Raw genomic sequence first — 13,344 nt, 5'->3', positions numbered from 1 at the left:
GGTCCTCACCGCACCTTGCGGACGTAGTCGTCGCTGCCCGGCGTCGACACCATGACGTCACGGCGCACGATGCTCAGCCGGTCGCCGAAGCCCGAACGGGCCTTGCGCAGCCCGCTGTCGGTGTACTCGATCACGACGACGCGGTCGTCGAAGGCCTTCGCGTAAGCCCCGCACTCGTCGTACGTTCCGCACTCCTCCGCCACGGCGAAGTCCAGGCCGATGTTCTTCCTTCGGTCCGCCAGCTCGACGGTGTTCTTCTGGGCGATCGCCAGCTGCCGGGCGTGCGCGTGCCGGGCGAGCAGTGTGATGAAGGCCGTCGCGTCGTTCGCCGTGAGCAGGCCGCGGGAGCGGGTGTAGCTGTCGTAGTTGTCCGGCTCGACGGCGTCGAAGCCCTTGTCCGCGCAGCCGTCGATCCACCGGTTGATCCTTGCCACCACCCGTTTCCGTTTGGCCGCCGTGCCGATGTCGAGCAGCGCCTCGCCCCAGTCCCCGTCCACGACGGCCTTGTCGTTCCCGTCCCGCAGCACGAGGTCGCGCGGCCACAACTCGCCTTCGCCCGGCTGGACTTGGAAGGCGTTGACATAGCAGATGTTGTAGAGGCCGGGCGCGGGCGCCGCCGTACGGTCGCGGCTGACGATGCGGACTCCGGACGGCGGGGGATAGGCACCGCCGATCTGGTAGTCGAACCCGGCGTGGCGGGGTGGGAGACGGAGCCCGGCGGTCGGCGTCGGCGTCGGGTCCGGGGTCCTCTCCGGTGTGCCGGACGGCTTCGGGGCGGCGCTCTTCGAGCCGGACGGTGTCGAGGAACCACCCGTCGACCCGGACGGTTCCGGAGGACTGCCTGTCGACGCGGACGGCCTCGACGCGTCGGCCGACGGCTTGCCGGAAGAGCCGCACGCCGACAACCCGGCGATGAGAAGAACGCAGGCGCCGACGGCCGTCCCGAGACCTCCGACGCGGAAGACACCCTTGGCGGGCATGTCCGCTCCATCAATCGCGGGTACGACCCCGCCTCGGACCGTGTGCGGTGGCGGTCCTGGCGACTTTGGCCGGACTTGGAACTCGTCCGCTACCGGCTGGGCGCACCTCTGCATGCCGCACTGCGGCGACCAGAGGATGAAAGCGCCGACGGACACCCCGCGTCAAGAGGCCGTTGGACCTGGAGCGCACCCGAAGCCGTACGCTCCCCTCACACCCACCCCGAAGGCAGGAGCAGCAACGATGCAGTACGTGAAGCTCGGTTCGACGGGCCTGGACGTCTCGCGGATCTGTCTGGGCTGCATGACCTACGGCCTGCCGGATCGCGGCGTCCACGAGTGGACCCTCGACGAGGCGGCCTCGCGCACGCTGATCAGGCAGGCGCTGGAGGCCGGCATCAACTTCTTCGACACGGCGAACGTCTACTCCGACGGCACCAGCGAGGAGATCGTCGGCAAGGCCCTCGCCGACTTCGCGAACCGCGACGAGATCGTGCTCGCGACCAAGGTGCACGGCCGCATGCGGCCCGGGCCCAACGCCTCCGGGCTGTCCCGCAAGGCGATCATGACCGAGATCGACCACAGCCTCACCCGCCTCGGCACGGAGTACGTCGACCTCTACCAGATCCACCGCTACGACCCGCACACCCCGGTCGAGGAGACGATGGAGGCGCTGCACGACCTGGTGAAGGCGGGCAAGGTCCGCTACATCGGGGCCAGTTCGATGTACGCCTGGCAGTTCTCCAAGATGCAGTACGTCGCCGAGCGGCACGGCTGGACCAAGTTCGTCTCCATGCAGAACCACTACAACCTCCTCTACCGCGAGGAGGAGCGCGAGATGCTGCCCCTGTGCGCGGACCAGGGCGTCGGCGTCCTGCCGTGGAGCCCGCTGGCCCGCGGGCGCCTCACCCGGGACTGGGGCACCGTCACCGGGCGCAGCGCCAACGACAACTTCGGCAGCCGCCTCTACCCGGAGAGCGACCGCACCATCGTCGAGGCCGTCACCCGCATCGCCGACGACCGGGGCGTCCCGCGCGCCCAGGTGGCCCTCGCCTGGCTGCTGCACCGGGACACCGTGGCCGCACCGATCGTGGGCGCAGCCAGGCCGGGGCACATCGAGGACGCGGTCGCCGCGGTCGAACTGGAGCTCAGCGACAAGGAGATGGAGGAGCTGGAGCAGCCGTACGGCCCGCATCCGATCGTCGGCCACTGAAGCGCCCCGACAGGGGCGCGGAGAACGGCGCGACAAGCCACAACGAACCCGCAGCCGCGATACGAACTAATGCGGCCCGTGCCGTGCGAACTCCGTACCGCACGGCCCCGCGCCCTCGCTCTCCGCCAGCGGCACTCGCTCCCCGCTCATCGACAGCGTCCGGTAGTAGTGCCCGATGCGCTCGGTCGAGCGGCCGACGTAGTGCCCGATGAACGAACGGCGGAACCGGTCGGCGGTGCCGTTGGGCTGCGAGCCGTGCACGAGGCTCCCGTTGAAGAACAGCACATCCCCCGGCGCCATATCGACCGGCACCACCTCAAGGCCCACCGGCGGCGGCACGTACTCCCGCGCGAACGACAACCCCGCGTCCGCCTCCTCCGGACAGAACAGGTCCATGCGGTGCGTGCCGGGGACGACCTCCAGGCCGCCGTTGTCCCGGTCGATGACATCGCAGGCCACCCACGCCGCCACACACGTGCCCGGCTCGACCCGCAGATAGAAGTTGTCCTGGTGCAGCGCCTGCCCCCGGGCACCCGGCGGCTTGAAGTAGAACATGCTCTGCGCGGCCAGGACCTCCTCGCCGAGCAGCGTCTCCAGGATGTTCCGCAGCCGCGCATCCAACAGGACGCGCAGCGCGGGGCCGTTGATCTCGTGCGGCTGCATCACCCGGGGATACCTGCGCAGCGGATCCGCGGACGCGCTCGGCTCGAAGTGCCCGGGCACCGGCCCGGCCGCGTGCAGCGCCGCGAACTCGGCACACAGGCGGTCGACTTCGTCGTATCCGAACAGGCCGCGGACGACCGTGAAGCCGTCCTCGCGGAACTGCCGGCCATGAGCGTCGAGTTCGTTGTCCGTGACTGTCATCCATCCACTCCTCGCTGAGATGTGCTCCACTCAGGACGCTAGGCCGATGCCCACTCGAGGGGGATGTCCGTGAACGCTGACGGATTGCCCGAGGCTGCCACACCCGGTGATCCGGCTCCGCCGCCGGGTCTCGTGGTCGTCGGCCGCTTCGACCAACCCTCGGGCTACGGCGTGCACCGCCCGCGCGGAGCCGACAGCTGGCTCTTCACCTGGACGACCGGCGGACGCGGACGCCTGCGCCAGGGGGACGCCGAGACACGGGCCGGCGCCGGGGACCTGGTGGTGCTCGGCCCGGGCGTCCCGCACGGCTACGGCGTCGAACCCGGCGCCCGGCACTGGGAGTTCTGGTGGGTGCACTGCACGGCCAGACCGTCCTGGCGCGCCTGGCTGGAGCCCCACGCCACGGGCGACGGGATGTACGCCGTCACTCCATGCCCCGATGGCGACGACCTGTACGGCCGTATCGAAGCGGCGTTCCGCCGCATGCTCGCCGACGCCCGCTGGACAGGCACCGGCGCACCGACGGCCACCGCGCCGACGGACCACCGGATCGCCGTCGCCCATTCCACCGCGGCCAGGGAACTCGCGCTGTGCGCGCTGGAGGAGGTCGTCCTGCTCACGGCCGGCGCCGCCCGCACCCCACAGCCCCGCAGCGGCGTCGACTCCCGGGTGCGCCGGGCCGAGGCACTCGTCGCGGCCGACCCGGGCGCCCCGCACACCGTCCACTCGCTGGCCGCCGCCGTCTCGCTGTCCCCCTCCAGGTTCGCCCACCTGTTCACCGAGCAGCTCGGCAAATCCCCGATGAGGGCGCTGCGCGAGGCGCGTCTGCACCATGCCGCCCGACTGCTGGAGGGCACCGACCTGTCCGTGGAACGCGTCGCCGCAGCCTCCGGGTTCGCCAGCCCGTTCCACTTCAACCGGGTCTTCCGCGAGCGTTACGGGATGCCGCCCGGGGCCTACCGGGCCGGCGGCTCAATGGTTGGCGGGTGATCTCGCGAGACGGGCCGGATGCGCGGTGGAGTGGCCGTTCAATGGTTTGGGCGGACGAGACGCGAAGTCAAATGAATCCCGTTTCCCATTGAGATGTCGATAGAGCGGCAATCGCTAAAGCGCCGGGTTTGACGAATCGTCAAAATCCCCTGCCCCGCACGCAATGCACCAAACCGCGCGATCTCTTGTTCCCCTTCGCTGACCTGTGCAAAGGTGTGACCTTGTCAGCGCACAGACAACGACCATTTCCCTGTGCGCACGAGACCGCTCCGTACGCCCCTCCACGCTTCAAAAGAGCTGCCCCGGCGGACGTACCCATTGGTATGGACTTACTGCAGTATGCCCTCGGGAGGAATGCCGCCGTGAATGACGCAGGCCTGTCGAATTCTCCGACTCCTGCTCGGCCGTCCGATGCCACGGACGAGCAACTGAGCGCCGAGCTCAAGAAGTGGAGTGGTACGACACCCGCGCTCCAACCGGTCGGTGAACTCCTCGACCGGCACTGGGAAGCAGCGTTCGCCTATGCACGGCTGTGCACCGACGGCCCCCGCCCCGCGGGAATGCTCACCACCGCCGCATTCACGCGGCTCTTCGGGGAATCCCTGCGCCAGACCGGACCGACCGCGGCGTGGCGGCCCGCGCTGCTCGTCACCGTGCGCCGTATCGCGGCGGAATGGGACACCGACCGCAGCCGGGAGCTGCTGCACCCCGAGTTGAGAAGCGCGGCCGGCGACGGGGACCGCGTCGCGGCACGCCTGCTGCCGGCCTCGGACCGACGCCTGCTGTCCGGGGCCTTCCAGCGACTGCCCCAGTCGGCCCGCTGCCTGCTGTGGCACACCGAGGTCGAGTCCGAGCCCCTCGGCATACCCGCCGCCCTCCTCGGCCTGTCCGACGAGGAGGACGCGCGCGTCGAACTGCGGCGGGCCCGCGAGCGGCTCAGGGAGGAGTGCCTCCAGGTCCACCGCGAACTCGCCCCCGAGCAGGAGTGCCGGCACTACCTCCGACTGCTGGACGTGACCTACCGGCGCGGCGGCGTCGACCTCGACCCCGACCTGCGCGGCCACCTGGAGCGGTGCAAGCACTGCCGGCACACCGCGGACCAACTGCACCAGTTCAACGGCGGGCTCGGCCTCGCGCTCGCCGAGGCGGTCCTCGGATGGGGCGCCCGCGCCTATCTGGAGTCCAGGACGCCCTCCGCGGCCGACACAGCCGACACCGCCGCCGCGGCGGAGATCCCGCCCCCGCCCGCGGGCGAAGCCTTCACCTCGTTCACTTCCGGGGCACCCGGCCACGCCGCCCCCGGCCCTCGCGCCAGGAGCCGCGCCGCCACCCGTCGTTCGGCCCACAAGGCGGCCCGACGCACCTCCCGTCGCAACCTCACCGCGGCCGTGCTGACCGTGAGCGGGCTGATCGTCCTGCCGCTGGTCCTGTGGTCCTCCCTCAGCTCCCCGGACGAGGCCGGCTCGAACGACGCCGGCCGGACCTCCGAGGCGCCCGGCTCCGACGCGGCCTCCTCGACCACCAACCCGTCCTGGGTGGGAGCCGGTCAGGCGGAGCAGGGTGAGCTGCGCGGTCGGCTGCACAACGTCCAGTCCGGGCTCTGCGTGGGCGTAGCCGGCAAGAAGACCGTCAAGGGTGCGGAGACCGAACTCGCCACCTGCTCCACGGCCGAGGGCCAGCAGTGGTCGTACGAGAACGACGGACTCCTGCGCAGTGCCGCCGACCCCGACCTCTGCCTGGACTCGCACCTCGGCTTCTCGGTGCGGCTCGCGCGCTGCACGGGCGCGTCCAAGCCGGACACCAAGTACATCCGCTACGACTTCACCCTGCAGGGCACCCTCGTGCCGCGGTGGGACCAGGACCTCGCCCTGACCCCGGCCGCCACCGACGGGTCCGGCGCGCTGGTCCTCAAGGTCCGTGACGACAGCTCCACGCAGCGCTGGGTGTTCGACACCTCGAAGACCGACCTCCAGATGGAGGTCGTGAACTGGGACGTGGACGGCAGCCCCGTGCCGACGTCCTCGGCCACGCCCACTCCCAAGTCCGCGAAGAAGCCGACACCGACGCCGTCCGCGACACCGACGACCCCCGAGGCCTCCCCGACACCGTCCAGCTCGTCCTCCGCGAGCGGCTACTGCGGCTACTACCCGTACTACTGCTCCTGGAACGGTCAGTACGGCGGCGGATACGGGTACGGGTACGGATACGGATCCGGCTACGGCCGGGGCGGCCACCGCTGACGGTCGGCTCAGCCCCCGACGGCCTGCAGCGACAGCCACAGGGCCACCACGGCGGGGACGAGCGCGGCCGGCACGGCGAGCAGACCGAGCCGGGTGAACTCCCCGAGCTCGACCTCGTGCGTGTGCCGGTGCAGGATGCGCCGCCACAGCAGCGTGGCCAGTGATCCGGCGTAGGTGAGGTTCGGGCCGATGTTCACCCCGAGCAGCACCGCGAGGACCGCGCCGGGTCCGGCCGCGGCGGTCAGCGGCAGCAGGACCAGCACGGCGGGCAGGTTGTTGATCAGGTTCGCCAGTACGGCGGCCAGCGCGGCGATTCCGAGCAGCGCGAGCAGTCCTGTCCCGTCGGGCAGCACGTGGCGCAGTGCGTCGGCGAGGCCGTTGTCGACCACCGCGCCCACGACGATGCCGAGCGCGAGCACGAACGCCAGGAACGCCGGCGACGCCGCCCGCACCACTGTGAGCGGGGTGGCCCGGCGCCGGACGAGCGCCCGGCCGGCCAGTACGAGCACCCCCGCGAGCGCGACCCAGGCCGGATCGACGCCGACGGCGGAGGCCACGACGAACCCGGCCAGCGTGCAGCCGACGGTGACGAGCGCGAACAGTGGCAGCCCGGGTGTTTCGGCGGCGTCGGGGGAGTGGGTGACGGCCGACAGGTCGGTGTCGAAGAAGCGCCGGAAGACCGCGTACTCGGCCGCGATCGCGACCAGCCAGGGCAGCGCCATCAGCGCCGCGAACCGGGTGAAGCTGAGCCCGCTCGCCGCGAACGCCAGCAGGTTGGTCAGGTTCGAGACCGGCAGCAGCAACGAGGCCGTGTTCGACAGATGCGCGCACGCGTAGACGTGCGGTTTGGCGCGGGCCCCCATCCGGGAGGCGGTGGCCAGCACCACCGGCGTCAGCAGCACCACCGTGGCGTCCAGACTCAGCACGGCCGTGATCGCCGACGCCAGCACGAACACCCCGGTCAGCAACCGCCCGGGCGATCCCGCCGCCCGCCGCGCCAGCCACGCCCCGCACCACTGGAACAGCCCCTCGACGTCACAGAAGTGCGCGAGCACCAGGACGGCGGCGAGGAACCCGACCACCGGCCCGAGCTGCTCGGCCTCCGCCCGCGCGTGCTCCAGGGAGATCGCCCCGGTCGCGATCGCCACCCCCGCCGCGGGGACCGCCAGCACCGCCTCCGGCAGGCCGAACGGGCGGAGTACGGCCCAGGCGAGGACGGCGACGAGCAGCGCTACGGACAGGGCTTCGGCGAGCGGGGTGTTCAGGGGGGATCCTTCGAGACGCGATCAGATCGTGCCCGGGTATCCAATCAGGCCGAGGTAAGGCCCCCGGCTGCCACCCCTCAGGCGCCGGTGCCCGGGCTGAAGGGGATCAGCCGCACCGAGGACTCGTTGCCGGACACCGGAACCTCTCCGGCCGTCCACGGCACCTTCAGCGCGTCCTCCTCGTCCGGCGGGGTCACCAGGAGCGCCGCCGGAGTGGCGCTCTTGGCCCCGCTGACCTCGGGGTTGCCGAAGGACAGCCCGGCCCATGCGCTCTGGCCCGGCGCCAGCGTCACGGTCTCCGGCTCGGCGGAGGACCGCTTCGGGTCCGGCCCCAGCTGCTTGCCGGAGGCGTCGACGAAGGCGGTGCCCGGGTAGCCGTACAGGGTGCACGTACGGCTCGACGCGTTGGTCAGCACGACCGGGAAGTTCTCCTGCCCGGCGCCCGGGTTGTTGCGGCCGACGGACGCGCGCAGCTCGGAGGTGTGACAGCGGGTGCCGGCGGGGGCGGGAGTGGACTCCGACGCGGACGCCGTCGCGGAGTCGGTCGCCGTGGTGCTGGGGTCGGTGGTCGGCGTGCTGGACTCGGTCGTGGCGCCGCCGGTGGCGGGCGCGGCCGTGCCGGGCACCGTCCGTGGGGTGCCCGCCGAGTCGTCGCCGCTGCCGCAGCCGGCCAGCAGACCGAACACCGCGACCGAGCCGGCGAGCAGGGCCGCTCGGTGCCTGCGCTGGGACGTCTTCGCCATCTCTCCACACTCCCGGAAATTCCACGCACGCGCGTGCACGGGCGCCTTGTGCCCCGTCACAGAGGTCCGATGCGGCCGGAGCCCGAAAAGTTCGCGCGCTGAGCGCTCCGCCGGCTGCGTCGATGTGCGGCTCCGCCGCGTGGCCGCGCTGTGCCGTCGTTCCGCTGCGGCGCCGTCGTGGCTGGTCGCGCCCAGGCGGCGGAGCCGCACATCGATACAGCCCCGCGCCCCTTTGGGGCGCTGCCGAACCGCACTGGACTTCGCCGGACCCGCTTGGACCTCAGTCCCCGACACGTACGGATCCCAGGACGCGATCCGTCGACGAACGGGAGGCGGCTCCATGCCGCCGGATCTGCACATACACCTGGGGCTGCCCGGCACCGTCCGCGGCGACGAGTGCCGCCTCCGCGATCGACCCGCCGTCTCCGGCGCAGTCGCTCCAGGTGCGGACCGTGCCGTGCCAGACGTCACCGGCGTAGGCGCGGGCGCCGTCGTAGTGGCAGCCGGCGTGCGCGAGGGCGTTCACCCCGGCCGTGACATCGCCCTGCTCGCTCACCCCGAGGAACACGCCGTTCACGTCCGCCGTGAGGTCCTGCCACTTCCCCAGGTCGTCCGCGACGACGAGCCCCGGCTCGTGCCCCGCGCCCAGCCCGAGCACCCGTGGATCCCATCCCGAGGCGTGCAGCTCGCGCCCCCACCCGGCGGGCACCTCGGCCACGATCCGGCCGGTGGAGTCCTCGACTCGCACGTCCTCGGGAGTGGAGTGCCTGCTCATCAGCACGGCCGTCACTCCGGCGGCCACGACCAGGACCGCCACGACGGCCAGGGCTTTGAGGCCACGGGGCCGACGGCCGGGCGTCGGCGACGCCAGTCGTTCCAGCTCCTCCGCGAAGGCCGACGCGGTGGGCCAGCGGCGCTCACGGTCCGGTTCCAGCGCGCGCAGCAGGGCCCGCTGGACGTCGGCGTCCAGGCCGGGGCGCAGCCGGTCCGGACGGACGATCTTCCCGGGCGCCCCCGGAACCGTGCCGGTGACCAGGTGATAGCCGACCGCGCCCAGGCCGTACACGTCGGCGCGCGCGTCGATGCCCGCACCGGGCTCGGCCTGCTCGGGCGGCTGGTACCCCGCCGACCCCGCGGCCAGGGTGAGCCCGGACGCCTGAGCCAGGCTCTTGGCCAGGCCGAGGTCGGCGAGCAGGACCCTGGGGGAGTCGCCCGGGGTGGCGCGCAGCAGCACGTTGGTCGGCTTGATGTCGCGGTGCACGATCCCCGCCTCGTGCAGTGCGGCCGCTCCGCGGGCGGCCAGGGCGGTCAGCCGCAGTGCCTCGGGCACGGGCAGCGGATCGCCGGTGAGCAGCTCGGCGAGGGTGCCGCCGTCGGCGTACTCCATCACGAAGTACGGTCTGCCGTCCGGCAGTTCACCGACGTCGTAGACCTGCACCACCCGGTTCGAGGCGGCCCGGCGCAGCATCCGCGCCTCGGACAGGAACCGTTCGCGGACGTCGAGTCGCTGCGTCCAGTTGTCGGCGAGGACCTTGACGGCCACCGGGGCGTCCAGCACGTCGTCATGGGCGAGCCACACCGTGCCGAACGCGCCCGTGCCCAAGGGCCGTTCGAGGCGGTAACGGCCGATCCGCTCGACGGAGTGCATACGACTATCATGCCTGGCCTGAGATCGACCCCGAGGGGAGCACCCGTGCCCGACGCGGCGGTCACCGAGGACCTGGCACGGCGTGCGGCCGCCGGCGACCCGGCGGCGTTGGACGAGCTGCTCGCGGCGATCAGGCCCGAAGTCGTCCGCCGTTGCGGGCGGTTCCTGCCCTGCCGTGAGGACGCGGAGGAGGCGGCGCAGGACGTCCTGCTCCAAGTCGCCCGGAAAGTCGGCACGTTCGAGGGCCGAAGCCGCTTCAGCACCTGGCTGTACACGGTCGTCGCCAACTGCGCCCGCCAGAAGTACCGCGAGCTGAAGCGAAGGGCCGCCGAACAGCCCGCACCGATCGACGCCGCCCAGCACGTCGACCCGCGCACGACGAGCGTCATCGCCGGCTCCCGTGTCGACCTGCTGGAGGCGCTGGACCGCCTCGAGCGCGAACACCCGCACCTGGTCGCCCCGTTGGTGTACCGCGACCTCTGTCAGCTGGAGTACGTCGAGGCCGCCGAACGCTCCGGCGTCCCGCTCGGCACGTTCAAGTCCCGCTTGCACGAGGCCCGCAGACAGGTCCGGCCCTGGCTGTCCGGAGCCCCGTGAGCCAAATGAGCCAGGTGAGCCCGATGAGCCCTCACTCGTCGTCGACGAGGGAGATCTCCGCCCAGATCGTCTTGCCCTCGGTCGTGTGCCGGCTGCCCCAGCGCCGGGTGAGCTGCGCGACCAGCAGCAGACCGCGGCCGCCCTCGTCCCAGGTCTTGGCGCGCCGCAGATGCGGGGCGGTGTGGCTGGTGTCGGACACCTCGCAGATCAGCGTCGTCGCGTCGTGGATGAGGCGCAGCCGGATGGGCTGGGAGCCGTACCGGATGGCGTTCGTCACCAGCTCGCTCACCACCAGCTCGGCCGTGAACGACGCGTCGCTGAGCCCCCAGCGGTCGAGCTGTCCGACGACCTGTTTCCGGACGGGCGCCACCAGCGCGGGGTCGGCCGGGATGTCCCAGGTCGCGACCTGGGACGCGGGCAGCCCCAGGGTGCGGGCCAGCAGCAGGGCCACGTCGTCGGAGGCGCCGCCCGAGGGGAGCAGGGCGTGCAGGACGCGGTCGCAGCTCTCGTCCAGGGAGTCGGAGCGGACCGCCAGGGCCTCGCAGAGCAGCCGGTGGCCGGCGTCGACGTCCCGCTCCCGGCTCTCGATCAGCCCGTCCGTGAACAGGGACAGCACGGTGCCCTCGGGCAGGTCGAGCTCGGTGGACTCGAAGGGCAGTCCGCCCAGGCCCAGCGGCGGCCCCGGGGGCAGATCGACCTCGCGGGGCGCGCCGCCCGGCGGGACCATGACGGGCGCCGGATGTCCGGCCCGGGCCAGTGTGCAGCGCCGCGACACCGGGTCGTACACCGCGTAGAGGCAGGTGGCGCCGACCTCACCGGGGCTGCCGTCGCCGCCGGCCTCCGCGGACAGCCGTACGACGAGGTCGTCCAGGTGCGTGAGCAGCTCGTCCGGGGCCAGGTCGATGTCGGCGAGGGTGCGCACGGCGGTGCGCAGCCGGCCCATGGTCGCCGAGGCCTGGATGCCGTGCCCGACGACGTCCCCGACGACCATCGCGACCCGCATCCCGGACAGCGGGATCACGTCGAACCAGTCGCCGCCCACCCCGGCCCGCGCCGCCGGAAGGTAGCGCGACGCCGCTTCCACGGCGGGCGTACGCGGCAGCGAGCGGGGCAGCAGGCTGCGCTGCAGGGCGAGGGCGGTGTCGCGTTCGCGGGAGAAGCGGCGGGCGTTGTCGATGCAGACGGCGGCCCGGGCCGTGATCTCCTCGGCGAGCAGCGCGTCGTCCGGCGTGAAAGGGTCCGTCCGCCGGAACCGGGTGAGGACCGCGACGCCGAGGGTGTGGCCGCGGGCGAGGATCGGCACGGACATCGTGGAGTGGACGCCGTACCGCCTGATGCGTTCGCTGCGCACCGGATCCCAGGCGAGCCACTCGCTCAGGTCGTCGGTGTCGATCGACGCCACGATGGTGTGCCCGGCCACGAGCGAGTCCGCCTGCGGCGAGGAGGCGGGATAGACGTCCACCTGTCCCGGCTTGGCGACGGCCTCGGGGCTGCCCGGGTTGACCGAGGCGTGTGCGGCCCGGCGCAGGCTGATCGGGGCGGTCAGCCGTCCGATGGCGGGCTCGTGTCCGGCCTCCGGAGGGTCCAGCAGGTCGACGCTGACGAAGTCGGCGAGCGCCGGTACGCAGACGTCCGCCAGCTCCTGAGCCGTCCGGGTGACGTCGAGGGTGGTGCCGATGCGGACGCTCGCCGCGTTCACCAGTTGCAGTCGCTGCTGGGCGTCGTACTGCTCGGTGAAGTCGTGGGCGGCGACGCACACGCCCAGCACCCGTCCGCGGGCGTCGGTGATCGGGGCCATCCGGGCCAGCCAGGCGTACGTGCGGTCGTCGCCGATCGGCAGGTACGTCCGCACGTCGTGTCCGCGGCCGGTCGTGAGCACGCGGTGCAGGTGCTGCTCGATGTCGGCGCTCTGCGGTCGTCCGCTCATCTCGGGGACCCGCAGCCCCCGCACCCGCTCCTCGGGCAGGCCCAGCACCTCGGCCATGGCGGCGTTCATCCGGCGCAGCCGCAGCCGCTCGTCGTAGATCGCGACGGCGCAGGGGGACTGCAGGAGCTCGACCCCCTCCAGCGCATCGTCGGTCGGGCGCGTGCCGTCGCCTTCCAGCGGAGTGACCACCAGCCAGTGGGCGGGGCGGTCGTCCTCGGGCGGTCTGCGGTGGGCGAGCAGCCACACGGACACCGTCGAGCCGTCCCGGTGACGCAGCGTGAGCGTGCCGTGCCAGCGGACCTGCTCGGGCCCCGGAGGCCTGCTGTCACCGGTGCCGGCCAGTAGTGCGGAGGCGGGACGGCCCACGACCTCGGCGGCCGGGAAACCCAGGAGTCGACGGGCGCCCTCGTTCCACTCGAGCACCGTGCCCGTGTCGTCGACGACGGCCCGTGCCGTAGCACCGTCGTCGAACGGGTACACCGGGCTCATCGTCGCCACTCCATCGCACACATACGCACAGTCATCAGGCGCGTCACTTGGGTTCCAGCCTAGTGCGTCGCGCTCCCGCACGGATGGGAACGCCGTCGCCGCGGGCCCCGTGGCCGAGGCGTGGTCAAGGGGGAAATCCGGCCGTTGTGGCACATGGGGCAGAAGGCCCTCACCGCCCCCTTGACGGGCACAAGTGGCACACAGTCAGAATCTGTTTGTTCACGATCAGTTGTGAGTACTTCTGGGCCCTGATGAGGGAGAGCCGCCATGACGGTCACTCGCAGATCGGTATTAGGCGCTGTTTCTCGGATCATGTGCGGAGCCAGATGATGAGGGCTGCAAGGGTGACGGTGCCGAGGTAGGTGTAGGCCCGTTTCTCGTAGCGGGTGGC

Annotated in this window: 10 protein-coding genes; 4 read left to right on the top strand and 6 right to left on the bottom strand. The window is 72.0% G+C overall.

What is annotated here, in order from left to right; genetic code table 11:
• Window positions 1-5: 5 nt before the first annotated feature.
• Window positions 6-980, bottom strand: a complete 975-nt coding sequence (locus IG08_RS0126395; RefSeq protein ID WP_030607197.1) for an endo alpha-1,4 polygalactosaminidase — start codon at window positions 978-980, stop codon at window positions 6-8.
• Between the two features lie 241 nt (window positions 981-1,221).
• On the opposite strand from IG08_RS0126395, the gene IG08_RS0126390 reads away from it, so the two are divergent.
• On the top strand, window positions 1,222-2,190 hold the full coding sequence (locus IG08_RS0126390; RefSeq protein WP_030607194.1) for an aldo/keto reductase: 969 nt from the start codon (window positions 1,222-1,224) through the stop codon (window positions 2,188-2,190).
• Window positions 2,191-2,256: 66 nt separating this feature from the next.
• Here the strand turns inward: IG08_RS0126390 and IG08_RS0126385 are convergent, their stop codons facing one another.
• Window positions 2,257-3,054 (bottom strand): phytanoyl-CoA dioxygenase family protein, encoded by a 798-nt coding sequence (locus IG08_RS0126385; RefSeq protein ID WP_030607191.1) that lies wholly within the window; start codon window positions 3,052-3,054, stop codon window positions 2,257-2,259.
• Window positions 3,055-3,117: 63 nt separating this feature from the next.
• Here IG08_RS0126385 and IG08_RS0126380 point away from each other — a divergent pair, with 63 nt between their 5' ends.
• A complete protein-coding gene (locus IG08_RS0126380; RefSeq protein WP_043455235.1) occupies window positions 3,118-4,044 on the top strand; it encodes a helix-turn-helix domain-containing protein in 927 nt (308 codons plus the stop codon).
• 362 nt (window positions 4,045-4,406) lie between these two features.
• Entirely contained in the window at window positions 4,407-6,284 is a 1,878-nt protein-coding gene (locus IG08_RS0126375) for an RICIN domain-containing protein (RefSeq protein WP_030607186.1), read from the top strand.
• Window positions 6,285-6,292: 8 nt separating this feature from the next.
• Here the strand turns inward: IG08_RS0126375 and IG08_RS0126370 are convergent, their stop codons facing one another.
• The 3 genes from IG08_RS0126370 to IG08_RS0126360 form a co-directional block, all read right to left on the bottom strand.
• Window positions 6,293-7,549 (bottom strand): arsenic transporter, encoded by a 1,257-nt coding sequence (locus IG08_RS0126370; RefSeq protein ID WP_078655765.1) that lies wholly within the window; start codon window positions 7,547-7,549, stop codon window positions 6,293-6,295.
• A 77-nt stretch (window positions 7,550-7,626) separates the two neighbouring features.
• Window positions 7,627-8,292, bottom strand: coding sequence for a DUF4232 domain-containing protein (locus IG08_RS0126365; RefSeq protein ID WP_030607181.1), 666 nt, complete (start codon window positions 8,290-8,292; stop codon window positions 7,627-7,629).
• 280 nt (window positions 8,293-8,572) lie between these two features.
• Window positions 8,573-9,940, bottom strand: a complete 1,368-nt coding sequence (locus tag IG08_RS0126360; protein ID WP_030607178.1) for a serine/threonine-protein kinase — start codon at window positions 9,938-9,940, stop codon at window positions 8,573-8,575.
• A gap of 9 nt (window positions 9,941-9,949) precedes the next feature.
• On the opposite strand from IG08_RS0126360, the gene IG08_RS0126355 reads away from it, so the two are divergent.
• On the top strand, window positions 9,950-10,537 hold the full coding sequence (locus tag IG08_RS0126355; RefSeq protein ID WP_199820908.1) for an RNA polymerase sigma factor: 588 nt from the start codon (window positions 9,950-9,952) through the stop codon (window positions 10,535-10,537).
• 31 nt (window positions 10,538-10,568) lie between these two features.
• Here the strand turns inward: IG08_RS0126355 and IG08_RS0126350 are convergent, their stop codons facing one another.
• Window positions 10,569-12,953, bottom strand: a complete 2,385-nt coding sequence (locus IG08_RS0126350; RefSeq protein ID WP_030607171.1) for a SpoIIE family protein phosphatase — start codon at window positions 12,951-12,953, stop codon at window positions 10,569-10,571.
• Between the last annotated feature and the right edge of the window lie 391 nt (window positions 12,954-13,344).

The sequence above is a fragment of the Streptomyces fulvoviolaceus genome (assembly GCF_000718165.1).
GTDB lineage: Bacteria > Actinomycetota > Actinomycetes > Streptomycetales > Streptomycetaceae > Streptomyces > Streptomyces fulvoviolaceus.
Note: the sequence above shows the minus strand (reverse complement) of the source record. Positions and strands in the feature narration are given on the sequence as shown.